This is a genomic window from Flavihumibacter sp. ZG627 (assembly GCF_000814325.1).
In the GTDB taxonomy this organism is placed as follows: domain Bacteria; phylum Bacteroidota; class Bacteroidia; order Chitinophagales; family Chitinophagaceae; genus Flavihumibacter.
In genome coordinates, this window is record NZ_JPHF01000001.1 from 698,766 (window position 1) to 724,753 (window position 25,988).

Below are 25,988 nucleotides of genomic sequence, written 5' to 3' on the forward strand. Positions count from 1 at the left end.
TGAATGGCATAAAAAAGCTGGCAATTAATTTCTGACAGGTTTACCTGTTTTCAGAACACCCTGGATTCTCTCTAAAGTTTTTTTCTCACCGCAAAGTGATAAGAAGGCTTCTCTCTCCAGGTCAAGCAGGTATTGTTCTGTCACCAGAGTTGGCTCACTCAGATCACCACCACACATCACATAAGCTAGTTTGCGAGCTACCAGTGCGTCATGATCTGTAGCATAGTTAGCACGCCACATCCCGTTGATGCCCGCGTATAAAGCGCCTAAGGATGAACGGCCAAGCACTCTGATATCTGTTCGTTGTACCGGAGTAATGTAGCCGCTTTCATTTATTTCCAAGACCGACCGTTTTGCTTCTGCAACTCTTCTTCCCTGGTTATAAACTATCTCGTCATTTCCTTTACGAAGAATACCCATATCAAATGCCTCATGTGCTGATGTTGCTACCTTTGCTGTGGCGATTGATAAAAAGCGATTTTTCAGGGTTATATTCTCAGGCTCATCTTCATGCATTTCATCCGCGGCCCTTAGCACAAATTCTTTGGTTCCGCCACCTCCGGGTATTAATCCCACTCCCAGTTCAACAAGGCCAATATAAGTTTCAGCAGCTGCGCAAACCTTATCTGCATGCAGACTAAGTTCACAGGCTCCTCCCAATGTAAGGGCATGTGGCGCTACCACCACCGGAACAGAAGAGTATCGTGCACGCATCATTGTATTCTGGAACATGCGTATTGCCATATCCAATTCATCATATTCCTGTTCAATAGCAAGCATGAAAATCATACCCACATTTGCTCCTGCACTGAAATTAGGTGTGTCATTGGCTATGACCAACCCTTTGTATTTTTCTTCTGCCAGGCCAATGGATCGTTGGATGCCTTCCAGTACTTCCCCACCTATGCTTCCCATTTTAGTATACCACTCTAACCCAAGCACATCATCACCCAGGTGATAGGTTCTGCAGGCACTGTTTTTCCATACAGTCTGTCCTTCAAAATTCTTCATTACAATAAATGCATCTCCTCCCGGAAGTGATTTATATCCTCTGGATGAAACATCATAATATAATCGCTTACCATTTTCGACCTTGTAGAATGTTTTGGCTCCTGACGCAATCATATCTTCAATCCAGGCAGCAACAGAATAACCGGCCTCTTTCATCTTTTTGACAGTCTTTTCCACTCCCAGTACATCCCAACTTTCAAAAGCGCCGATCTCCCATCCAAAACCAGCCATCATTGCGTCATCAACCCGGTACAATTCATCCGAAATTTCAGGAATGCGATGTGATATATATGAAAATAACCCATAATGGAAATGCCGGTAAAATTCACCCGCCTTATCAGTTCCCTGCACCAGCATAGACAACCTTGTTTTCAGATCGTCAACTGGCTTAGCCGCTTCCAGCGTTGCAAATTTTGGTCTCTGGCGCGGACCATATTCCATGGTGGACAGGTTAAGTGTCAGGATCTCTTTTGCCCCATCGGCTCCTTTGGTCTTCCTGAAGAAGCCCTGGCCGGTTTTATCGCCCAACCAATTACTGCTGACCATTTTGTTGAGCCATGCAGGAATATTGAAAACTGCACGCTGTTCATCATCGGGACAATTATCAGCAACCCCGGCAGCAACTTTTACAAGTGTATCAATTCCTACAACATCTGCCGTGCGAAAAGTAGCAGATTTCGGACGCCCGATCACCGGACCCGTTAAGGCCTCAACTTCATCAATGGTAAGTCCGATCTTTTCAACGAGGCCGAATATGGCCATGATTCCATATACTCCAATTCTGTTGGCAATAAATGCGGGGGTGTCTTTGCATAAAACAGTTGTCTTTCCTAATTGAAGACTTCCGAAATCCATCAGAAAATCAACAACTTCCTGGCTGGTATGAGGGGTGGGAATTATTTCCAGCAGTCGCAGGTAACGTGGCGGATTGAAAAAATGTGTTCCGCAAAAATGCTTCCGGAAGTCTTCTGATCTTCCCTCAGCCATCATATGAATAGGTATACCCGATGTATTGGAACTAATGATGGTACCCGGCTTGCGGAATTGTTCCACCTGTTCAAATATCTGTTGTTTTATATCGAGTCTTTCAACCACTACCTCTATGATCCAATCATAGCCACCGATTTCTTTCATATTATCAGTGAAGTTGCCTGTGCTTATCCGCTTTACAACATCTTTGGAATATACAGGAGACGGGTTGCTTTTGAGGGCGGCCTGCAGTGCATCATTTACCAGTTTATTTCTTGCTGCTTTCTCATTGCTGTCAACTGCTTCCTTTGGCACCATGTCAAGTAACAAAACCTGCAAACCAATTCCAGCAAAATGACAGGCAATCCGGGATCCCATGACACCACTTCCTAATACGGCAACTTTTTTGATCTTTCTTTTCATATGGAAAAAATAGTTAGCTAAACAACTAATATGTTCGAAGTTAGGTATTTTTAAATTTCAAACTAGAATTGCTTTATTATAAATTTACCCGAATGAACGGTGCCAGAGATGCTATATCGGTTTTTACGGAGGGCTATATGGCTGTCCATCCTTCCGTATTTATTCCTCTTTTTATTGAAAAAGATAATAGTGGATTCAGAATAGGGGAATCCCATTATAATAATGGAGATTTTAGGAGAATATATGTTGCTGCCGCAGGAAAAGCAGCCTCTGCCATGGCGTTGGAAGTAGAAAGAATTCTTGCAGAATTAGTTAGTGATGCATTGGTTATTACTAAAGATGATCATAGTTTGCCAGGCTCTACCTGGAAAGTATTGGAAGCATCACACCCGGTTCCTGATTACAGGAGTGTAGAAGCCGCAGATGCATTAATAGCCCTTGCTTCAAAAGCGGGTGAAGGCGATCTTTTTATCCTCTTATTGAGTGGAGGTGCTTCCGCATTGATATCAGATCTGCCTGATGGAATCAGCCTTGAAGATCTGCAGACAACTTTCAGTTTATTATTAGGTTCAGGAGCAGGAATTGAGGAGCTGAATACTGTCAGGAAGCACCTTTCATTACTTAAGGGTGGCCAGCTTGCCGGAGTAGTTTATCCCGCAAAACTTGAATGCATTCTGCTTAGTGATGTTCCCGGTGATGATCCGGCCGTGATAGCCAGCGGTATGGCGCATGCAGATCCTACCACTTTCGCAGATGCTATAGCCATTATCCAAAACTATGGCCTATACCACAAAACGCCTGCATCAATACTTAAACGCCTGAATGATGGAATAGCAGGTCTTATTGCAGAAACACCAAAGCCTGGGGATAGAATATTTAAGAATGTAAGCCATCATGTTCTTGCAAGCAATGGCATTGCCCTGACAACCGCGGCTAATAAGGCACGTGAAATAGGATATGATATTGTGATATATCCTCAACTGCTATCGGGTGAAGCAAAGGAGATGGCCCGGAAGTTTCTTACTGAAGCCTATTCAAAATCTATAAATAAGCCAACCTGCTATCTAGCGGGTGGTGAAACTACCGTAACGTTAAAGGGCAAAGGAAAGGGGGGACGTAACCAGGAATTTGCATTATCAGCATTTATTTGGCTGGAGGAACAAAATACCGAACATTGGCCAGTGCTGCTTGCTGCGGGAACGGATGGTACAGATGGTCCTACAGATGCTGCCGGGGCTATGGTTTCAACTGATATTCTTCAGGTATCAAAGGCGAAGGCCCTTGATCCTGGTTATTTTCTTGAAAACAACGATGCCTATAATTTTTTTGATGCCTGTGGCGGACTGCTCAAAACGGGTGCTACCCAAACCAATGTAACGGATCTTGTCATTATGATAAGGATGCCTGATACCAGTCAATAAGGTAATGTAATAAAATGCAGGTGAGCATCACTGATAGTCCCATTAATAAGGTAGCCACAGAGTAATACCTATACATATCTCTGACAGGAATCTTGCCATATTGGTTCACTACCCAAAAATAACTGTCGTTAGCATGGCAGATAGCCATGGCCCCTCCCGATATACTTAATAGAACCAAAACATTTTGTTGTAATGACAATTCGAAGGCCCCAAGTATTGGATAGATCATTGCCGAACAGATGATCATTGCTGCTGTGGAGGAACCTTGCGCCGTTTTGAAAATTGCTGTTAATAAAAAAGCAAAGGGATAGATCGCAATTACAGGTATGTTGCTACCATCCAGAAAGCTTGTTATCTCCTGTTGTAAGGCGGTAGCTTTAAGAATAGCCCCGAAAGCACCACCTGCCGTAGTAATCAGAATGATTGGACCTGACTGAACTAAAGCTGTGGAGATCCATTCTGCCCATTCATGCCTTTGTTTATCTCCGAGCAGCACCATGGCGATGATGGCACTGATGAAGAGAGCTATTGCGGGGTGGCCCAGAAGTTTACTGGATTTTATTAATGCATCATTGCTGGTTAATGTTGGAATGATTACTCCGGAAGTAATAAGTAGTAAAGGAAGTAAAAGAACAAACAATGCTTTTCCTGCATTCTTGTGGTTAGACTTTTGCGGCCGGTGATCAGGAGCATCAGTAACAATAGGAAAATCAATTTTTTTCACCATCCATAAGCCAGTGAAAATGGCTGGTATACTTACAACGATTCCTAACAGTATTACCCAACCGAGTGAAGACGAAAGTCCCAGATTACCTGCCGCAGCCATTGGTCCGGGAGTAGGAGGGATAATCACATGTGACGTATAGAGTCCGGTTGCCAATGCCAACTGCATCGATCCTGCCGGATGACCAGTAACATTAGCCATGGCTTGAACAAGCCTCGTTAGTACGATAAAACCAGAATCACAAAAAACCGGAATACCTACCAGCAACCCTATGGCAGCAGTTGCAGGAAGGATTTTATTTTTACTGACACTCCCCATTAACTTATCGGCAAGCCCGGCAGCCCCGCCTGTTTTTTCAAGGACTTCGCCTAATAAAGTACCTGCTACTATTATATATCCAATTGCCGCAAATACAGCGCCCGCACCATTAAAAATTGTTGTGATTGTTTTATCAGGGCCCAGCCCCGTGGCTAATCCGGTTACTAAGGCTGTCACTAACAAAACCAGCATTGGGTGCCATTTCATAACGGCACAGGCCAGTACTATGAAAACTAATGCTGCCAGAATTATTAATAAAAGTATGCTGCCTGTCGCCATTTAATTTTGCTTTTTATAGGCTCTGATTTTTCTCTCATTATTTTGTAAACCCAGATTGCCTAACAGGCCACTTAAAGCGATCTTACCCCAGAAATTAAAAGTAGATCGGTCACGCATTCTCTTCTGGAAAATGGCCGCGGTTCTGTCATTTTTATTCCGCAATATGGTATTGGCAAGAAAGGTTAATCCACCCTTTCTTTTACCGTCTTCCCCGCTAAGCTGAATCCGAAGGTTGCGGTAGTCGAGATGCATTTTTCCGATGGCCAAATGATCATCTCCATTAACATCCACAATTACACTGTCGGCATGGCCTTTTAATAACTCCAGACCGAATAGCGGTTTCAGCATCGGAGTAAAACTTTTAAGATCCATTTTCCCTAAATGTGCACGCATTTGAAAACGTTGCAAACTATCGGAGTAAGCCTGATTAAAATAGAAACGTATATGACCCTCATCCATTAACCTGGCATTGGCAATTACTTTGAGACTATCGTCCTTCCTCATTGAATTATTCCGGATGTTCAGGATTGTTGCATCCATGTCGGCAAACAATATGCTTCCTTCAGCACCTGTTTTTTCTGAGAGCTCATTATACCTTATCAGTGAATTTTTCAGCGTGATGCTGTCAAGTTCAAATAGAAATGGAATGTTTTGCAGCGTTCTTGCAAGCAGGGGGCGATAGCTGACAGAATCGCGGGGAACTCTTTTATCGCGGTCTACCTGCAGGTTTAACTTAGTAAGATCAAGGCGATTCATTTTCCATACAGTGTCATTTGAAGATGGCAGCATTTCCAGGCCATTGATCACTCCACTTCCACTACTTAATTGGATCAGATCGGTTTGATATGGTTGATTACTAAAAAATTCATCCCGGGTAAGTTCAGTGCTCCACGAAAGACTGTCGAAACGAAGCGTTCCATTAGCGGGATCCAGTTCTAATCCCCTTAGATCTGTTATTCGATCTTTGTTCTTTTGCGAGAAATGAGATACGGTAGCTTCAATTTTCGGCAAGCTTACCAGTAAGGCTTTCATTGAATCACGATGGGAGTTAAATCTCATATCACTATTGAGCTTTCCTGTGATTCCTTCAAGCGTAAAGCTATTGGCTCCCTTGTGGTGCTGCAATGCGGCGTTGTCAACCTCGAGAAAGCCCAGCGTTGATTTAAATGGTTCGCCAGTTGGTATTCCTGCATCATTCATTTTAAAATGCAACAGGGGAAAATTAACTTTAAAATTTCCGGGATTTGCTTTAAAATTCTGAAGCTTCGCATCAATACTCTCGCAGTTCCATTCACCATCCACAAGTGTAAGAGTAGCAGTATTTATCAAACCGCCATCCAGACTTGCTATCTGCTTTTCCTGGCCGTCCTCATGACGACTTAAAAGTATTTTTGGGTCTTCAAGGATTATAGCCGGTATCCGGACTGCTGAAGATGACGATTCTTTATCTGTAGGCGCAGTTAACGGCAGAAGGTGAATTTCGGCACGGGGATTTGAAAATATTAATCTGGAAATCTGTCGGGGTATATCTTTACTGGTTTCTATCTTATGTAGTACACGTGTGTTGGGAAGATTTACAGAAGCATAGATTTTATCAGTAAAAATTTCCCAGTTGCCATTCAAGATTTTATTCTCACTGTTACCACCTAACTCATATTCACCGGTAGAACCTTTTAAATTTTCAAGTTGAATGTTTAGCGTTCTACCTTTCAGGTAAAGATTCTTCCAGGAGAAATTGCCAGCTTCTTCATACAGATCTTCGGCCGAAACTGAATCAGTTATGGCAAGCACATTTATTCCCTTACCAACAATCTTTAATTTGAGTGGACCTGACCGAAACCTGTTGGTATAATATTGCGTATTGCCGGTGGCACTGGAATTTTTTTCTTCGGTGACAGTGATATCAATATTACCCGATCCGATCTCCAATGCTTCCAGCCAGTTTTTCTCTGACCCTCTGATAATACCCGCTGCATTTGTTTTTTCCGCGACTATATCTTTTAAATTAAACTGAATATTTCCATTATTCATATTTCCACGGGCCGAGGAGGCTGATAGAGATTGTCTGCGGTAAATCACTCCTTTCATACTGGCCCATCCTCCGGGTAACTGCATTTCCAATGATGTCAGATCAATGGAGTTGTTGCCATTCATAAGTGCTTCCAGTGTTCGTGAATCCAACAGATTTTTGCCACTGATTACTGCAGAAAAAGCATTTGCCTTTACAAGTGCCGATCGCTGGTCTTCTTTTGTTATCATCAGATCAGCATCCAATATCCTTAAAGTATTTATTTCCAGTTTTCGTGCTATAGCACGTTGAATACGTCGCCATGGTACGCGGTTATTCCTGTTCTCTCTCTGCTGTAGCTGCAATTTTACATTTGCTCCGGAAACAATCAATTCATCGGCTTTTAGTCTTCCCTGTAATAGTTCAGGTATGGAAAGATCCGTGAGCGTTAGTCGTTTTACATCAATCCGGTTATTTCCAAGCATGCTTTTCTGCCGGGTCTGAAGAAAATAATCATATAGTACCAGGTCATTCTTATTTATATTCAGTTCACCAAAGCCCGATGAAAAATTCTTGCTGCTGTCAGATTCGAGGTATGCCTTCACTTTAAGCTGAAGTTCCTTTACCGCGATCTTATTTGGGATGTTTTTGTCTACTACCAGTTCCGTAACATCAAAGGCATTGCCTTCCACACGGAAACTTTCTTTTCCTCTTGGAGTATGCGAATTGCCGATGAATTCAATATCGTCTATACTTAGCTGTTTTACATAAATAGGTCCAATAATATCGAGTAGATTGGCATCTTCTTTTTCATCAGTAGAGTCCTTTTTACGACGGATCCTGAAGTCATTACTTGAAAAGAAACCTTTTGATGCTTTCAGCATGGCGAGTTCCACAACCCCTTCCGTTAGTAGTTTATTCCAGTTCAGTGAATCCAGTTCAATTCCTTCCAGCCTGAAGCCCGTACTGTCTCCTATTGTTGTTATTGTTTTATGGAATCCCAGTCCGTTCAATTCAAATTTTCGTTGTTGATTATCCCAAAGCAACTGATCCAGTTTAACTCTTATGGTTGTATCAGGATATTCAATAAGGGGATTTTGGAGTTCAAAGCGGATATTCACTTCATTGTTGCTATTGTTCCAGTTTGTGACCCGCTTTAAGAGATGAAGATTATTGATATTGAGGTGAAGATTGTTGATGAAATAACGGCTACTGTTATTGTTAAGGTCGGGGTAATAGGCAATGGTTGCCTGGCGTATATCACAATTCTTTACTTCAAGTGATTGCAATACCTCAAAGAAAACCGATTGTATTTTTGAAACTTGTTGGTGAAGGGGGATGGGTACACGATTTCCGATACTGTCCTTTTCATAAACACGCAATTCAAGGGTTGGACGAACTAATGCAAATGATTCAACATTAAGCCGTTTGAACAATAATAGGTTTAATACATCGCGGAGATTAAGCGATATGCTATCGGCCATAAATCGAAACTCATTATTAGCCGTAGCAGGGTGAACAGGGTGAATATCGAAGCGAGCAACTTTTATCGTCATTCTGGTAGGATCTACCCGGATAGCGCTGGCATCCAGGGCGTATTCGCCACCGGATAAGGTTTTTACTAACTGCTTGGCTGCTGCTACGGATCGCAATCTCACAAGTAATCCCACTGATAAGAGAAGGCCGAGGAGCAACAGCCCAACACCATAGAGTATCCATTGTTTCCTCCTAAGCCTGGCCATGGATACAAATTACAATAAAATTTACAAGCGTTAATGAAACGCTTAACTCACTCCTGCACCCGCGTTTATAACGGTGTCGGGTGATACAAAATGAAGCTTGCCCTGCTGGTCTTCTGCCATAAGTATCATTCCATTACTTTCTATACCCCGCATTTTTCTGGGGGCCAGGTTGGCAACAACCACTACCTGCTTACCCACAATTTCTTCGGGCTTAAAATGTAAGGCAATACCACTCACTATGGTTCTTGTTTCAAAACCCAGGTCAATGGATAGCTTAAGCAATTTATCTGCTTTTTCTACTTTTTCTGCTGTTACTATGGTTCCAACTTTCAGGTCTATCTTAGCGAAATCATCAAAAACGATCTCTGCTTTTTGAGGTGCGACTATTGTTTTTGCAACCTCACTCTCAGCAGGAGTTGTGGTTTCGCCCTTTCCTGCAGCATCAGGGGGCATGCTGTTTGCCTTTAACTTTTCAATTTGTTCCTGTATTTCCACGTCTTCAATTTTTCTGAATAATAATTCCGGTGCACGTAAAGAATAACCAACACTTAATAGTTTGGTTTTACCTGCATTTTCCCAGTCGAGCATTTTGTCGACCACTTTCATCATATGCAGCATTTTACGTGCTGTATTAGGAAGGAATGGATTTATGTAAATGGCCAGGTTGGCACATAACTGCAGACTAATGTGCAAACAATTATCGATCTCCTGCTGTAATCTTTCCGGTTCGGTTTCTCCTTCCTGTGTCAGTTTCTTCGCTTTTATCCAGGGCTCTTTTTCCTGCATATATTTATTTCCTTTCCGTGCCATATCGATCACTTCAAACTGCGCTTCCCTGAACTTATAACCTTCAAGCAATTGTTCGATCCTTTGTTTTGATTGCCTGATCTCTTCCAGCATTAGATTATCAGTTTCATCCTGTATGGCTGCATGAAGTGTGGGAACTTTTCCTTTTGTGAGCTTATGCATCAACACGAAAGCCCTGTTCACAAAATTTCCGAAGATGGCTACCAACTCACTATTCACCGCATCCTGAAATCCTTTCCAGGTGAATTCGCTGTCTTTGGTTTCCGGCGCAATCTGCGTGAGGTAATAACGCAATGCATCAGCCATCTGCGGACCGCCATTTTCCTTTTTCACAAAATCATTGATATAATCCTGCATATCCAGTTTCCAGTTCCTGCTGGTACTCATCTTATCACCTTCCAGGTTCAGGAACTCGTTACTCGGAACATTATCCGGTAAGATATTTCCATGCAGTTTTAGCATCACCGGGAATATGATGCAATGGAAAACGATATTATCCTTGCCAATGAAATGCACAAGTTTTGTTTCTTTATCATACCAGTAAGGCTCCCAATCGCGGCCATTGTTCAGTGCCCATTGTTTGGTGGCACTGATATAACCAATAGGCGCATCAAACCATACATATAATACCTTCCCTTCAGCTTTGGGCAAGGGCACTTTTATACCCCAGTCGAGGTCGCGTGTTACCGCGCGGGGTTGTAGACCGCCATCGATCCAACTTTTGCACTGGCCTACCACGTTGGCTCTCCAGTCGTTAGCATGTTCATCAATGATCCACTTGCGCAGAAATTCCTCATGCCTGTTGAGTGGAAGATACCAATGTGTTGTTTTCTTTTTTACAGGGGCTTCACCACTAAGTGTACTTACCGGGTTGATCAATTCATCCGGACTCAGGCTGGTGCCACATTTTTCACACTGGTCACCATAAGCCCCATTGAACCCGCAATTCGGGCAGGTGCCTTTAATGTAACGGTCGGCCAGGAATGTTTTAGCTGATTCATCAAAATATTGTTCTGTTTCCCTTGTTTCCAGTTCTCCGGCGTTGTTCAGCATAGTGAAAAATTCCTGCGCCGTTTCATGGTGGAGTTGAGAACTTGTTCTGTGGTAGATGTCGAAAGAGATTCCAAGCTCGCCGAAATTTTCCTCAATTATGGCGTGGTACTTATCAATAATATGCTGAGATGTTGTGCCCTCTTTCATCGCCTGTATGGGGATGGCAGTTCCATGCTCATCGCTTCCACAGATAAAGGCAACATCCCTTTTCTGCGCCCGCAGGTAACGGACATAAATATCCGCCGGGAGATAACAGCCGGCCAGATGGCCAACGTGTTTTAACCCATTTGCATAGGGGAGGGCAGCCGTTATAAGATATCTTTTTGGTGATTCCATGCTAAATTTCTTTAATGTCTTCGTTTGGAAGGGAGGGCAAAGTTACGTACCAGATATTAAAGTTTATTTTTTCTGTTTCATCTGCTAGTTTTGGGCGATGGCTTTTACAGATGAAATAAAGGATCTCTTTGAGAATGGTCACCACACCTATCTACGGAATGTTTCGGTGGATTGTATCATTTTTGGATTTCATGGAAGTGAACTCAAAGTGCTTTTGCTAAAGGCCAATTATACGGAAGGATGGGCCCTGCCGGGTGGATTTATAAAGCTCAACGAAGACATGGCCGCCTCGGCCCACCGCATCCTTAAACAGCGGACCAACCTCTCAGATATTTTCCTTCAGCAGTTCGGGGTATTTGGAGATGCGAATAGGGCTACCCAGAAAATGAATAAGAAGATCCTCAGGAAATATGGTATCCAATCAGAGAGCAGCTGGTTGTTTGAGCGCTTCATAACGGTTGGTTATTATGCTTTGGTAGATTTTGAAAAGGTGGATCCCAGCAGCGACGAGTTTTCTACCTCATGTGAATGGTTCAATGTATATAATCTTCCACCCCTCATGATGGATCACGCAAATCTTGTACAGGAGGCTCTTGCTTACCTGCGCATGCAGCTTAATTATCATCCCATCGGACATAAATTATTGCCGGAAAAGTTCACCATGCCGGAACTGCAGAAATTATATGAAGCAATACTTGGCCGCAAACTCGATCGCAGGAATTTTCAACGTAAGATACTGGGTGTTGGAATCCTTAAAAGGCTTGAGGAAAGAAAGGAAGGCGTTGCACATAAATCACCCTACTATTACAAATTTGATCTGAGGAAATACCAACGTGCCGCCCAGTCGGGATTAGGATTTCAGCTCTGATCTAATCTTTCTCCGGCCATCGGAACTCTATCGTGGCATTACGGCTAAGGTCAGCCGAAAGAAAAACCTGGACCAGTTTGCCATCAATGATCATGCTTAATGTACCCGTATTGGGGGGAATACTGCCAAGGTTATGCGCTATGAAAGAAAGTTTGTTTACCTCCAGGTTCCTGTCGGGATAAATGGTAAAGGATCTCATAGATGCAGTGATGGGAACCCGTACTGCAATAGGTTGGCCATTGAAGATCAGGGAAACTGTATCACCATCAACCTGCCCGTTATCATAGAGTTTTACAAGGATGCTGTCATTGTCGATCTCAAGGCTGCGAATGGTAAAATCTGACCGGCCCATTGCCATTTTCAGGTAAGCAGCGTCGGCATTGAAAGCGGCACTGCCAGGAAGAGGCATCGGTGAAGGAATGAATTTCGTTAATTCATATTCTGCATCTGCACATTTGATCTTTAGTAATCCTCTTGATTTGTTTTCGGCTGATCCCCTGAGTTGGGTTCCCAGGCTTGATTCAGAAATACGGAAACTGTACATGCTAAAACAATTCACGTCAATGGCAGGTTTAATAGACCCAAGCAGTTTGATCTCTTTGAGAATTATTACTGAATCAAGCGGTGAATAACTCCCTTCCAGTGAATATCGCTGGAAACGGTTATCTGCGAAAATGTATAGGGATTCACCCTTGATTATATTATCGGTCTGTTCAAGTTTAAGTTCAACATAAGCCGACTCGCAGGAGGTCCACCCGAGCCCTTTCCATGTTCCATTCAGCAGCTGCGCCTGGAGAACGCAGGAGAAGAGGGTCAGAAAACATAGAAAAACGGGCCTCATGGCTTATTATTTATAGTAATTTACTCAACATCAGGATCATTTAACTATGGAAAGAAAGGAATTTATCAGAAATGGTTTTTTTGCAGCTTTATCGCTGCCTGTTGCTACCCGCATTAAAGAACCCGACCCCAATTCATTGGCCCTGAAAAGGCCGCCCTACCTGAAAGCAGGAGACACCATAGCTATAAGCTCACCCGCCGGCTATATCACATTGGAAGAGCTTGAACCCGCCATCAGGCAGATCTCTTTATGGGGACTAAAAGTGAAGCTGGGTTCTTCAATTGGCAGGAGAGACGGTACTTTGGGGGGGACGGATACGGAAAGACTGGAAGATCTGCAGGCTTTGCTCGACGATCATTCAGTTAATGCAATACTATGTGCAAGAGGAGGGTATGGCCTGGTTCGGATCATAGATCATATTGATTTCAACAGATTCCGCCGACATCCTAAATGGCTTATCGGATTCAGCGATGTAACTGTACTGCATGCTCACCTGAACTCCGTGGTTCGTGTTGCTTCCATTCATTCCAAAATGTGTAACAGCTTTCCTGATATATGGGAAGAGGCAGACCAGTTGCAGAAAGATTCCATATTATCGATCCGTGATCTGCTCATGGGAAAAAGCATGTATTTCAATGTACCCCCTTCTGAGTATAACCGTTATGGACAAGCGAAAGGAGAACTGATTGGGGGAAACTGTAAGACCATTGAATCAATCACCGGATCAAGCTCTGACCTCATTACAAAAGGAAAGATTCTTTTCCTGGAAGATACCGGTGAATATCTCTACAGTATCGACCGGATGTTCTGGAACCTGAAGAGAAGCGGTAAGCTGGATCATCTTGCCGGCCTCGTGATAGGTGGATTTAAGTTCAAGCCATCCGAAGATCCGGAAGAAGAATTCAACAGGAACATTTTCCAAATTATCATGGAGAAGCTTGTTGACTGCCATTACCCGGTTTGTTTTGAATTCCCGGTAGGCCACCAGAAGAATAATTTTGCCCTGAAATGCGGTGCTATGGTTAAACTGGATGTTAATGCCACAGGATCAGTTCTTCAGGAATGATTTTTATGCTATTTTTATTGCATGCTGACACTATTAGTTTGGCTTGTCCTTTTTATACTTTGCTGGCCATTGGCCATTGTCGCTTTGATAATGTATCCTATCGTGTGGATCCTCTTAATTCCTTTCCGGATTCTGGGGATAGCAGTGGATGGCATACTCGAAGCAATCAAAGCCTTGTTTCTTTTGCCTGCACGTCTCCTGCGTAGTTAATAGCCGGGAAAAATCATTGGCCTTTTTTTCTTGCAGTTCTCCTTCCCATCCTTTGAATGAGTGTGTCCAACTCCAGTTGCTGTTCCGGATTGCACATAGCCCTCAGTTTCCGGAAATGCTCATAATTATTGATGGTGAGTTCTGTTTCTATTTTCCCAATTGTATTTGCATAGCTAAGGATCACTGAATCAGGTTGAGGTTCTGCTTTTAGATTTTTATAAAGGGATTCCCTGCTTGTTCTCATGGAATCCAATAGTGGTTTATTCTTTTGTTTTACTGTATCCAGCATTTCTTTAAATGCTGCAGCCTGTTTATCATCGAGTGACAATTCTTTCACCATGAACTCAATGGGAGATCTTTGGGTCCTTACTCTTGGTCGGCGTTCCTTAGTTCCGAACAGATACATACCTACCATCACAAGATTAGAGATCAGCAATACGCCAATTATAAACAGAAGAGATTTATTTTTTATACTGGTCATGGCAGAATGGTGTTTTGGTCAATCATGGAATTTCGTTCAAAATGGTATTCCTGTGCCAGGGCGGTCATATTATCAACACTATCCTCTGGAGGGGTATCCTTATTGCTGAATAGTATAAATAAATTGATTGCCAGCAACAGAACGATAAAGGTTAGTGCTACAGTTGGGCGGCTGATATACGCAGCAAGGTTTGTCCATACACCTTCATCATTCCCCATCCTGCTTCTCAGTCGGGTATAGAAATGTGCCTTTGTTTCGGCTTTAAGAACATTGTCTAAACTACCGAGCACCTCTTCCACTCTTTTTTCAGTATGCTCTTTGGATGTCATGGTCATTTATTTTATTTCAAAATATTCAATCAATTTCTTTCTCAGGTTGGCTTTGGCCCTTTGCTGTAACGATTCCACTGCACCGATGGTTGTTTGCAGTATTAGGGCTATTTGCTCATTTCCCAATCCTTCCAGTTTCTGCAGACTGAATACCACCATTTGCTTTTCGGGCAGTTGCCGGATGGCTTTAAACAGTAAAGTTGCATCCTGTTTTTTTTCCAGTGCCACGCCGGGATGGTAAAAATCAGATGCCTCTTTTTCCTCCTTACCTCCCCCCGCCCAGAATGATCGGATAAAATCCAGTCTGTTTCTACGGGTCTTTTTTCTGATCAGGTCCAGTGAACGATTCACCGTCATCCGGTAAAGCCATGTACCGATAGATGCATCTGCACGAAATCCATCTATAGAGTTCCAGGCGGCCATGAACACTTCCTGGCTCAGGTCTTCCGCGTCTTCTGCATGCTGTAACAGCCCCAGCGCAGTGTTGTAGACCTTATCTTTCCAGCCATCCACAAGTTCCCTGAAAGCAGATTCCTCCTTCCTTTTCAGCCTTATGATGAATTCAGTTTCGTTGAATGATCCCATGTTGTTGCGCTGGTACTATCCTGCTAAAATTACGGATCTGTATTTCATCATTCCATAATGATGTCGCTATTGGCTTGCCCCGCCCCACCTGGTCTAACAGGACCTCCAGGAGCACCAGGACCCATTGGATTCATAGGTCTTTGCATTCTTCTTTCTGCAGGGGCCGGCGCCTTGCCAAAATTTCTCAGCCGGTAAGAAAAGGTTAGCATGAAATATTGCTGCAGCACCTGTGTCCAATTGTCTTCAATGCCATCACTCGATACGGTTCTGCTGATACTTCGGTTCTGTTTCAACAGATCAAATACGGAGAGCCGAAGATCTCCTTTCTGGTCTTTCAGGAATTTCTTTCCAATAGCCGCATTCCACAACCAGAAATCCTGGTTGAATTCAGCTGTCAATCCCCGGTACAACATATTGTTCAACTCGTTATCTATATACCATCCCGATTTGCTTAGGAGATTAAGTCTTACTCCTGCAGACTGTGAGAAATACTTATTGTTGAGGTTCTGCTGAAGATCATTTTTTACAATGCTCCTGCTTGCGTTGTAGTTGATATTGAAATCAACATACTCACTAATATTGCTCGCCAGGATTATACCACCGCTAAAAGTTGAGTTCCTGGTTTCATTCAGAATATTGTTTATCAGTCCAGGTGTCTTCACATAATTGTAACCACCATTAAAAGTAAGATTCGATTTTATAGATTTAAAAGGAAATGAGTAGGTGGCAAAAGTCCGAAGGTTCCAGAACCCATCAAGGTTTACGGGCTTGGAAAGACGAGATCCCTGTTTTAGTGTGAATGTTGGCGTTAGTACAGAATCAGAAGTTGCAGTATAAGTTGCATTTGTTACATAGTCCATCGTATTGGTAGCAAACAGGTTGAAGAAAAAGCTGTTTCCTTTTCTTGAATCCGAATAGGTATATCTTGTGCTGAGGGTATTAGAATATGATTGGTCGAGGTTTGGATTACCAGTTGTGGGAAATAGTACATTGTTGATATTGATAACGTTCTGTAACTGGTTTACCGATGGGGTGCTGGTAGAAGCTCGGTAGAACATCATGAGGTTGCTTTTTTGTCCGATCTTTCCCCTGAACATTGCGTTCGGCAGAATATTGCTGAATGATTTCTTTAAATTTCCTTTTGCAGGATAGGTCTGATCATTATCCAGCTCCGTATTTTGCAGGTCAACACCAATGGCAAACATTCTCTGCCGGTCGCCCACCCGGTAATTTACACCACCTCTTTGTGTGGTAACATTATTGGTGAACACATTAGAAAGGGAGGTGTCAAGTATGCTGTACTTACCTGCATTGTCATCAAAGCGGTAGGCCCGGGTATCTGCTTCGTTTTTGGAGAAACCAGGATTGTAGCGGAATTGTAATGATCCTTTTTTACCTATCGGTTCTGAGTATTCGAGATTGGCGCTGTAATTCTGGTTTCTTGTTTCGGATAAGGATTGCTGGAAGGTGCTGTCATATTCAGGCGTCAGTGCCTTAAAAAAGGTAGAGATCGTTTGCTGGTCACGCGTACTGTTGCGGTTACTGAATCCGGTAGTCAGTCCAATTCCAAAACTCCTTCTTGTTTTACCCAATGCCTGGCGGTAAAAGATATTGTTATTGAAATTATAACCATTGCCTTTTACCCTGTTCGGATCAACGGTTCTGCTGGTAACAGTACCATCCAGGTTCCTTTGTTCACCGCTTGTATAGGATCTTATATCATTTTCCTGGTAGCTAAGGCTGGGGGTTATGATCAATGATTTCTGGGAGTCAATTTTATATTGCATCCGCATGTTGAAGCGGTGGCTGGTGGATGTATTTATGGATTCAGAATTCTCTGAATAAAAACTGTTGGGAACATTGGTGTTGAACTGCTCCCTGTTGGTACGCTGGCTTCTGTTATTGGTATTGTTATTAAAGAAATAGCTTCCACTGGTTTCAAGTTTTTTACCCCAGAGATCGCTGTAGTTGAGCCCTAATGCATTTGTTTTTGTGATACCGTTCTGCTGGCCTGTCTGGAAGTTACCTGACCCACCTCTGCCCCTTCCTCCGCCTCTTCCACTATTGCCACCTGAAAGACCAAGCATATCCGTAGAACTGAAGTTCTGCTGGTTAATATTATTGAATAGTCCAACTACAGAGATCCGTCGGTTTTTATTAAAGAAGTTCACCGCACCGCCGGCCTGGTAGCGGTCATCAGTACCATATCCTGCATATACCCGTCCGAACTGTCCGTTTCTCCGGTCTTCCCTGGTTACAACGTTTATGGCTTTAACACTGTTGCCATCATCAACACCTGTGAGTTGTGCCTGGTCGCTCAGCCTGTCAAATACCTGTATCTTATCAACAACTTCTGCCGGCAGGTTTCGAAGTGCGGCGGTAGCATCATCACCAAAAAATTCACGACCATCAATAGTTACTTTTCGAACTGTTTCTCCCTGCGCTTTTACTTCACCATTTTCGATCTGTATCCCTGGCATTTTTTTCACCAGGTCTTCCACGTTCGCATCAGGGTTCACTTTAAACTGGTTGGCATTAAATTGAACCGTATCGCCTTTTTGCTGGGTAGGAGGGGTGGTTGCCTTGATCACTACCTCTGTAAGGGTTTTGCCCGATTTTCCCAGTTCAATATTACCGAGGTCAATATTATTTCCCTGTAGCGTGATCGTTTTTTCATAATTATCAAATCCCACAAAGGTGACCGTTAGTTTATATGACCCATCGGGAATTTCAGCAAAGCTGAATTCACCTGATATTGCAGATACGGTAGTTCTCGAAAAACTGGTATTACGTAACTGGATTGTTGCACCAGAAAGGCCAGTCCTGGCGGTACTATCCTGAATTTTTCCTTTTACTGTAGATTGCGAATAAGCACAAAACGATAAGGTTAACCCGGTCAGCAGAATCATAAAAATCTTCATATAGATAAGCTTGTCTTACTCATTAGACGAACAGTAATCAGTATTCCTACGGAGGCTTCGCGATTTATTTTTATTTTGCAGCATGCGCATCCCCCCATATCTAAAAAAAGGTGATACCATTGGAATGGTTTGTCCCGCCGGCTATATGCCTCCTGAAAAATGGCAGACTGCTGTAGATGTATTGCAACAGGAAGGCTATTCTATCAGGCTTGGGACTACCATGAACAGCAAGTCGGAGAATTATTTTTCCGGTACCGATGCTGAGAGGCTGGCAGATCTGCAGGCGATGCTGGACGATAGTTCTGTAAAAGCAATCTTTTGCGGAAGGGGAGGGTATGGTATGGGAAGGATCATCGATCAACTGCAGTTTAAAAACTTTCGCAAACATCCCAAGTGGATAATAGGTTTCAGTGATATTACCGTTCTCCATGCCCATGTGAACAGGCAATTAAAGATCGCGAGCCTGCATGCTCCCATGGCAGCAGCCTTCAATGAAGGTGAGTATGCGAATCCTTATGTACAGAGTCTTCTTGCTGCTGTAAGAGGTGAAAAATCCGTTTACAGGAAAGCCCCCCATCCATACGACAAAAAGGGAAAAGCCAGCGGCAGACTGGTGGGAGGAAATCTTGCCCTGGTAAGCCATCTGATCGGAACGCGATCTGCCTATAAAACAAAGGATCGGATTTTATTCCTGGAAGATGTGGGAGAGCAATTATACAATATTGACCGGATGATGATTCAACTTAAGCGCTCGGGAATGCTGGAGAATCTTTCAGCACTTATTCTCGGTGGCTTTACCGATAACAAGGATACGGACCGGCCATTTGGAAAAGATATAGAAGATATTTTTAAGGATTTGCTGGATGAATATGATTATCCTATCTGTTATGGATTCCCCGTAAGCCATGATAAAGAAAATTATGCACTGAAAGTAGGCGTCAACCATACGCTAATTGTAAACGAGGAGGGATCCATTCTATCAGAAAAATAATCCAAGGATCTCTTCTATTACCTATTGCCTATTGGCTATTGCCCCCCAACACCGAATCCATCACCATCCTGTATTCCGGATAGGTGGTGAGATCATTATGGGTGCCGCCTTCTATAGTAATAAATCGGTCCTTGGGTTTCAGCAATGGTATTAGTTTTTTTGCATTGCGATAAGGTACCACACCATCATCCGTTCCCTGGAAAATAATGACCGGCATCAGTACTTCGGGAAGGTATTTATAAGTGGGAAGTTCATAGTGGATCATCCTGCCGATCGGGTAAAAAGGCAGATAATAACTGAAGAGGGAATGGATGCTATAATAAGGTGTTTCCAGCAACAATAATTTGGCATGATGGGTGGCAGCAACCTGTGCTGCTATGCCAGTGCCCATGCTCTTTCCATAAAGAATAATACTATCTCCTGAATAGTTGCTTTTGGCGAGCCGGAATAACTGGTCGGCATATTCATATAATCGTTCTTCTGTAAGCGGACCGGTGCTTTTGCCAAAACCAGGATAATCTATCATCCATACCTGATAACCTTTTGCTGTTAATGAGGGAACGTATTTCGCATACCAGGATATGTTTTTCCTGTTACCATGAAAATAGAGAATGACGCCTTTGTTTCCTTTGCTGCTATCTGCTAAGAACTGTATTATATTAAGATTGCTTTCTTGATCGAAGGGTATATTGATTTCCTTATGCGGCAGACCAAAATTATAATTATCCGTTTTCAGCAGCGGCTCGGGATGGAAAAGGAATTTATCCTGCAGGTAAAAGATGCCGATACCCAGTAGTGCATAAATAAGGGTGATGATCTTGATCCAGCGTGATAATTTCATGGGAGCAAAGCTAAAGCAACTGCCCATTAATTAGTTAACCTGCCAATGAAACGCCGATGAGTTTTCCAATACCAAAAGTTATGGCAGCCGCAGCAAGTCCAAACAAAACCTGGCGGAATCCTGAAAACCATAGATTCTTCCCGGTAAACAAGGTAATGGCCGCTCCTATCAGGAAAAGGCCAATTGCGCTGAATGTAACACTGAGCCATATAGCATTCATACCGGTAAGGAAGAAGAAAGGAATCACAGGTATTATGGCCCCAACGGCGAATAGTCCAAAGGAATATAAAGCAGCCTCCACAGCAGAACCTTTCAATTCTTCTGCATTAATTCCAAGCTCTTCACGTACCAGCAATTCATGTGCATGGTCTTTGTTTTTCAGTATCTCTGTAGCCATTTCATGTGCCTGCTCCTCCGGAATACCTTTTGCCATATAGATCAAGGCTATTTCTCTACGCTCCCCTTCAGGATTGGTTTCGAGTTCTTCCATTTCGAGCTGCATCTGGTTTTCATATAATTCCTGACTACTTTTTACCGAGATCCACTCACCCAATGCCATTGATAAGGCACCAGCCAGTAGTCCCGCCAATCCGGCCATCAGCACTGTATCCTGGCCGGTGGTAGCGCCTGCTATTCCCATCACCAGACTGAAATTGGAAACCAATCCGTCATTGCCTCCCAGCACACCCGCCCTGATAGCATTGCCACCAACAGAACGGTGTTTTTTTTCAAAGCGGGTAAACTGTGCACCGGTTACCCTTCCTTCCTGTTCCAGTAATGAACGAAGGATCTTTACATGGTATGTTTCACTGCCGGTTATCTCCTTTTTATTTTTTTTCTTAGCAACAATCATTGCGTTGGAAATACTTTTCTCTGTATCCATCAATACTCCCAACACATATTCATAGCCGAATATCCTGCCGATCCGGTTGATTGTTCTTGCACGCCAGGAAGGTGGTGGTAGTTTAGCGGCGTCAATCTTTTCACGGGCTGCAAAAGCCAGCACATGGCTGTTTTCAATTTCACTCATTTGCCTGAACACATTGGCAATGGTGGCATCTTCTTCATTTTCCGCAAGTTTCTGATAGAGCCAGGACGCGTCGATTTCTGTTTGAAGATTCTTTAAGCTCATGGCCAGGGTTTTATTGGTTAGTATTTCAGAATATCTCTTATAAAATTATGGTATTCCGGAAAGGAAGTGAGGTTATTGTGGCCACCCCCATGAATGCGAATCAGTGTGATCTTCGATGGATTGATACGCTGCAGCTTCTCACTGTGATATAAGGGGATGAGCCAGTCGCGCGTGCCATGTATTATATAAGTGTGACAGTTAACATGTCTTATCCATTTGTCGGTTCGAAGATGGTATCGTAAAACCAGGCTCACCGGAAGAATAGGCAGAAATCGTTCCACCACTTTTTTGAAACTATAATAAGGTGCATCCAGGATCAGGTAGCGGGGTTTATTATCTGATGCGATCTTGGCAGCAAAGCCACTGCCGATACTTCTTCCATACACGATTATATGATGTTCGGGATATTCAGCTGCCAGTGTATCATACACAAACTGGATATCCTGTAACATATCTTTCTCGCCACGTTTACCCGTGCTCTTACCAAAGCCCCTGTAATCAACCAAAACAACATCATAGTTATAGCGGTAAAAATCCTTTGCATATTTTGCCCATCCCTTTATACTTCTTGAATTGCCATGAAGGTATAATACAAGCCCAAGAGGCTTTTCACGCTGAAAGTGCAGACCGTTTATCCGTACACCCACGCCAATATCAAAATTCAATTCTTTAAACGGGATATCATACTCAAACTGAAAATCCTGCTTAAGTTTCTCCGGCTTGAAGATGAATCTTTCCTGCAGAAAATATCCAAGGATACTCAAAGCCGCAATGCCAATAATTATATAGAGATAAAGGGACATTATTTTTTCCACTCTTCGGGCCCGCCCCTGAGGTCATGATCTTTTCTCCCTTGCTAAGCAGGTCACTTAATTCACCCGGACTAAGCTGGGCTATCAAAACTGGTGGTGTTCTTCATGGAAGATCCTTTTCAGCCTGATTGAAGTAACAGGTGCTACTATCAGCGGGAATTTCTCCACTACAACATTCGAGGGATCCAGTCCAAAACCTCTTTCCTCTGAAAGGCTGATCTCTTTTAACCAGAAATAAAACTTCATGATGATCCGCTCAAAGAATGGAAGTTCATTATCCTGGCTCAGGTATTTTTCCATAACAATAAACTGGAAATCGCCTACTACATTGTTTCGCTCCAGACTTTCATAACGGCTATAGATATTCACTTCTTTATTGGTCACCAGTTCTTCCACAACTTTCCTGAAAAGGAGATTGATCTTGGGCTCCATCCTGAAGCCCAGTCTGAACTCAACCCGTATGATATCATTTGGGATGATATGGTCAACCACATATTCACAGGTATAGGGATCATCTAATGTGTCCACATGAATGAACCAATAGATATCTGCTCTTTTGGGTTTTTTATTCAATATTGAATAGATGATCTTATGCTCAATTTCCTTGGGGTTATTGGCACTGGTCATATACACCAGGTGAGTGGCATGTTTGGGAACTGTTTTGTCGTTGCTCAATTCCTGGATCATGGGAACATAATGTTCCATCCGTACAAATTCAACATAGCGGTTCTTGATCTTCCTGCTTCTGTAAGAAACATACATCACGATGAACATGGCTGCGCCGATGAGGAGCGTGATATAACCACCGTGCGTGAATTTCTCGAGCAGGGCTATCAGGAATGTTATCTCGATCACAACATAGGCAACTATAAAAAGATATATAAGGGATGATGGAACTCTTTTGGCTACCATGTAATTGGCGAATAGCATAGTGGTGCTGATAAAGGTAACGATGATGGCCAGTCCGTAGGCTGCTTCCATCCGCGATGATTCTTTGAAATACAGCACTATGCCCACACAGCCTATGAACATCATGGTATTGATACCCGGAATGAAGAGCTGTCCTTTTTCTTCGGAGGGATACCTGATCTTAAGTTTAGGCCAGAGGTTAAGGCGCATGGCCTCACTTATCAGGGTGTAGGCACCGGAGATCATTGCCTGGCTGGCGATGATGGCGGCCGTGGTAGCGATGATCACACCCGGAATGATGAACCACTGTGGCATGAGGTCATAGAAGGCATTGATACCGAGGGTGGCTTTCATGTCGGGGGTAACGGTGATGCCTGTGCGGTTTGCCAGCAGGTATGCGCCCTGTCCGAAATAGTTCAGCAGCAGGCAGATCTTTACATAGATCCAGGAGACCCTGATATTATCGCGGCCGCAGTGGCCAAGGTCACTATATAATGCTTCAGCCCCCGTAGTACAGAGGAAAACCGCGCCCAGCAGCCAGATGGCCTTGGGATAGGTTGCCAGAAACTCGATAGCATAGTAGGGATTAACCGCTTTAAGAATAGAAAAATCATCAGAGATATGCATCACCCCTAATATGCCGAGCATGGTAAACCATACCATCATGATGGGACCAAACATCTTTCCGATAGAGGCAGTACCAAACTGCTGCATAAAAAAGAAAGCAGAGATGATCCCCAAAACGATATAAACAATTGTGTTGGTCTGCAGGTGATGAAAGATGGGTAATTCTTTTAGTCCCTCAATGGATGAGGTGATGGTCATGGGAGGGGTAATGATACCATCCGCTAAAAGTGAGGCGCCACCTATCATAGCTGGTATAACGAGCCATTTCTTTTGTCGCCTTACCAGTGCATAGAGTGCAAAGGTTCCACCTTCACCCCGGTTGTCGGCCCTCAGTACGAGCCATACATATTTTACGGTAGTGATAAGTGTTAGCGTCCAGATGATACAGGATAATGATCCGATAATAAGATCATCAGTTACCTCTCTCCCGGAAATAATGGCGTTGTAAACGTAAAGGGGTGAAGTACCAATATCACCATAAATGATCCCAAGCGCAATCAATAATCCCGCCGTTGAGACCTTATTAAGATTTTTTCCCACAGTTGATCAAATTTTGCCAGGCAGGCCCCGGCAGGTAAGAAACAAAAAAAGCTCGGTTTCCCGTAGCCGCATTGCAAAGGTATAGTTAAAAATATGATACAATGAGTATATGTTATCCCCTTAACCAACCAGCATGTTCGTAAAATTGTCTCTGTAATGTATTTATAGGATATTAACTTTAATAAAAGCGTACGTCATGAAAATCAGGCTTAGTGTTCTGGGCTTATTCCTGCTTGTTGGTTCCATCCTGCAGGCCCAGGCTCCCCGTGTAATATACTCTGAACCTGAAAAAGAGGATAGCCGCCGCACCAATTTTGAGATACTCGGAAAACTGGGTAATAACTTTCTTATATATAAAAATAACCGGAATGAGCATGACATCAGTTTATATGATGCTGACATGAAGCTCACAGAAAGGGTTCCCCTTGATTTTATGCCTGACAGGGTTATCAACCTCGACTTTATCAGTTTTGCCGACAAGATCTATCTGTTTTACCAGTACCAGAAAAAGCGGGTCATCTATTGTGATTATGTGGCCATCAATGAAAAGGGAAGGCCCATGGCAAATCCGGTAACCCTGGATACTACTGAGGTCAATTACTCTTCCAATAACAAGATCTATTCGCTGATCAATAGCGATGATAAGCAGCGTATCATGCTTTTTAAAGTGAACAGCAGTGATCCGAAGAAATTCTTCATCACCTCATTTCTCTATGATGACTCCATGAACCTGCTCACAAGGAATTTCACCATGATGAACATGGAAGGCAAGAATGAGAATTTTGCCGATTTCCATCTCACCAATGCGGGTGAACTGGTAACAGCCAAATATACCCGTGCAGGCAACAACAGCGATTTTATCACGGGGGTGAATATGCTCGTTAAGCATCCTGATTCACTCGGATTCAGCATCCGTAATGTTGATATTGGTAAGCAGATCCTGGATGATATCATTCTGAAAGTTGATAATAATAACCACCGTATTCTTTTGGCCTCATTCTTCTCGCGTCAGAAAAGGGGGAATATGGAAGGACTTTATTTTGTGAACTGGGATACCCGCAGTAACCAGAAGATCAGTGATACGGCCATTGTATTCAATGATGAGTTAAGGGTATTGGCAAAGGGCAGTGAAACCAACAAGAAAACGGCTTTCAATGATTTCTTCATCAAGAATATTTATACCCGCAAGGATGGCGGTTTTGCCATTGTAAGTGAGGTTCTGTATACAACATCTCGCTATAATAATTTCAACCGGTGGGATTATATGGGATGGGGTAATCCATGGATGGGCCCCATGAATTACAATTACTGGAGTCCTCTTTATAGTCCCTGGCGGATGCCATGGGGAAGATATGGATGGAACAATTCCACCGCCCAACGCTACTTTGCAGAGAATGTAATGTTGTTGTCTTTTGATCGTGATGGCAAGTTGGAATGGAGTAACATGATTGCAAAGAACCAGTTTGATGATGAATCGGATAACCTTATTTCTTACGGAAATATGAATACAGGTGGTGAAGTACACTTTCTTTTTAATACTTTCGAAAGGCGGACTTTCGTGCTGACCGATCAAAGTGTTGATGCAACAGGTAAGATCACACGATATCCGACGTTGAAAAACCTTGACAAGGGGTACGATTTCATGCCACGATTCGCCAAACAGGTTAGTGCCAGGCAGATGATCATACCTTGTTTATACAGGAATTACCTGTGTTTTGCCAGGGTTGACTATTAAAAAACTAAC

General features: G+C 43.1%; 19 protein-coding genes. 6 read left to right on the forward strand and 13 right to left on the reverse strand.

All coding sequences use genetic code 11. The features are described 5' to 3' along the window. Positions 1-24: 24 nt before the first annotated feature. Positions 25-2,403, reverse strand: coding sequence for a 3-hydroxyacyl-CoA dehydrogenase NAD-binding domain-containing protein (locus HY58_RS03050; protein ID WP_039127382.1), 2,379 nt, complete (start codon positions 2,401-2,403; stop codon positions 25-27). A gap of 92 nt (positions 2,404-2,495) precedes the next feature. On the opposite strand from HY58_RS03050, the gene HY58_RS03055 reads away from it, so the two are divergent. After that, positions 2,496-3,824 carry a glycerate kinase gene (locus HY58_RS03055; protein WP_039127384.1) on the forward strand — a complete coding sequence of 443 codons (1,329 nt, stop codon included), beginning with the start codon at positions 2,496-2,498 and terminating at the stop codon, positions 3,822-3,824. On the opposite strand, the gene HY58_RS03060 is transcribed toward HY58_RS03055, so the two are convergent. From HY58_RS03060 to metG, 3 genes are read right to left on the reverse strand one after another with little or no spacing between them, the layout of a single operon-like run. After that, positions 3,793-5,145: a GntP family permease gene (locus HY58_RS03060; RefSeq protein ID WP_039127386.1), complete on the reverse strand. Its 1,353-nt coding sequence runs from the start codon at positions 5,143-5,145 to the stop codon at positions 3,793-3,795. The two genes, HY58_RS03055 and HY58_RS03060, sit on opposite strands and share 32 nt — an antisense overlap. Next, a complete protein-coding gene (locus HY58_RS03065; RefSeq protein ID WP_039127388.1) occupies positions 5,146-8,895 on the reverse strand; it encodes a hypothetical protein in 3,750 nt (1,249 codons plus the stop codon). Between the two features lie 42 nt (positions 8,896-8,937). Beyond that, positions 8,938-11,091 carry a methionine--tRNA ligase gene (gene metG / locus HY58_RS03070; protein WP_039127392.1) on the reverse strand — a complete coding sequence of 718 codons (2,154 nt, stop codon included), beginning with the start codon at positions 11,089-11,091 and terminating at the stop codon, positions 8,938-8,940. A 97-nt stretch (positions 11,092-11,188) separates the two neighbouring features. Here metG and HY58_RS03075 point away from each other — a divergent pair, with 97 nt between their 5' ends. After that, positions 11,189-11,959 carry an NUDIX domain-containing protein gene (locus HY58_RS03075; protein WP_039127395.1) on the forward strand — a complete coding sequence of 257 codons (771 nt, stop codon included), beginning with the start codon at positions 11,189-11,191 and terminating at the stop codon, positions 11,957-11,959. Position 11,960: 1 nt separating this feature from the next. Here the strand turns inward: HY58_RS03075 and HY58_RS03080 are convergent, their stop codons facing one another. Further along, a complete protein-coding gene (locus HY58_RS03080) occupies positions 11,961-12,800 on the reverse strand; it encodes a hypothetical protein (protein WP_039127399.1) in 840 nt (279 codons plus the stop codon). Between the two features lie 46 nt (positions 12,801-12,846). On the opposite strand from HY58_RS03080, the gene HY58_RS03085 reads away from it, so the two are divergent. Beyond that, on the forward strand, positions 12,847-13,866 hold the full coding sequence (locus HY58_RS03085; protein WP_039127404.1) for an LD-carboxypeptidase: 1,020 nt from the start codon (positions 12,847-12,849) through the stop codon (positions 13,864-13,866). Between the two features lie 21 nt (positions 13,867-13,887). Beyond that, the gene (locus HY58_RS03090; RefSeq protein ID WP_039127406.1) at positions 13,888-14,076 is read left to right on the forward strand and encodes a hypothetical protein; all 189 of its coding nucleotides are present in this window, start codon (positions 13,888-13,890) and stop codon (positions 14,074-14,076) included. 13 nt (positions 14,077-14,089) lie between these two features. On the opposite strand, the gene HY58_RS03095 is transcribed toward HY58_RS03090, so the two are convergent. The 4 genes from HY58_RS03095 to HY58_RS03110 are packed head-to-tail and all read right to left on the reverse strand — an operon-like array spanning position 14,090 to position 18,392. Beyond that, positions 14,090-14,557 (reverse strand): Spy/CpxP family protein refolding chaperone, encoded by a 468-nt coding sequence (locus HY58_RS03095; RefSeq protein ID WP_039127409.1) that lies wholly within the window; start codon positions 14,555-14,557, stop codon positions 14,090-14,092. Further along, on the reverse strand, positions 14,554-14,886 hold the full coding sequence (locus HY58_RS03100) for a hypothetical protein (RefSeq protein ID WP_156123547.1): 333 nt from the start codon (positions 14,884-14,886) through the stop codon (positions 14,554-14,556). Before HY58_RS03100 ends, HY58_RS03095 begins: the two co-directional genes overlap by 4 nt. A gap of 6 nt (positions 14,887-14,892) precedes the next feature. Further along, positions 14,893-15,471 (reverse strand): RNA polymerase sigma factor, encoded by a 579-nt coding sequence (locus tag HY58_RS03105; protein ID WP_039127413.1) that lies wholly within the window; start codon positions 15,469-15,471, stop codon positions 14,893-14,895. 47 nt (positions 15,472-15,518) lie between these two features. Next, positions 15,519-18,392: an outer membrane beta-barrel protein gene (locus HY58_RS03110; protein ID WP_039127416.1), complete on the reverse strand. Its 2,874-nt coding sequence runs from the start codon at positions 18,390-18,392 to the stop codon at positions 15,519-15,521. A gap of 82 nt (positions 18,393-18,474) precedes the next feature. Here HY58_RS03110 and HY58_RS03115 point away from each other — a divergent pair, with 82 nt between their 5' ends. Further along, positions 18,475-19,383 carry an LD-carboxypeptidase gene (locus HY58_RS03115; protein WP_039127420.1) on the forward strand — a complete coding sequence of 303 codons (909 nt, stop codon included), beginning with the start codon at positions 18,475-18,477 and terminating at the stop codon, positions 19,381-19,383. A gap of 28 nt (positions 19,384-19,411) precedes the next feature. On the opposite strand, the gene HY58_RS03120 is transcribed toward HY58_RS03115, so the two are convergent. The 4 genes from HY58_RS03120 to HY58_RS03135 form a co-directional block, all read right to left on the reverse strand. Further along, positions 19,412-20,224, reverse strand: coding sequence for an alpha/beta hydrolase (locus HY58_RS03120; protein ID WP_039127422.1), 813 nt, complete (start codon positions 20,222-20,224; stop codon positions 19,412-19,414). Between the two features lie 34 nt (positions 20,225-20,258). Beyond that, on the reverse strand, positions 20,259-21,356 hold the full coding sequence (locus tag HY58_RS03125) for a VIT1/CCC1 transporter family protein (RefSeq protein ID WP_039127425.1): 1,098 nt from the start codon (positions 21,354-21,356) through the stop codon (positions 20,259-20,261). Positions 21,357-21,373: 17 nt separating this feature from the next. Continuing rightward, the gene (locus tag HY58_RS03130; protein ID WP_039127427.1) at positions 21,374-22,159 is read right to left on the reverse strand and encodes an alpha/beta hydrolase; all 786 of its coding nucleotides are present in this window, start codon (positions 22,157-22,159) and stop codon (positions 21,374-21,376) included. 93 nt (positions 22,160-22,252) lie between these two features. Continuing rightward, positions 22,253-24,244, reverse strand: a complete 1,992-nt coding sequence (locus tag HY58_RS03135; protein ID WP_039127428.1) for a KUP/HAK/KT family potassium transporter — start codon at positions 24,242-24,244, stop codon at positions 22,253-22,255. 196 nt (positions 24,245-24,440) lie between these two features. On the opposite strand from HY58_RS03135, the gene HY58_RS03140 reads away from it, so the two are divergent. Continuing rightward, positions 24,441-25,979, forward strand: a complete 1,539-nt coding sequence (locus HY58_RS03140) for a hypothetical protein (RefSeq protein WP_039127431.1) — start codon at positions 24,441-24,443, stop codon at positions 25,977-25,979. Positions 25,980-25,988: the final 9 nt, after the last annotated feature.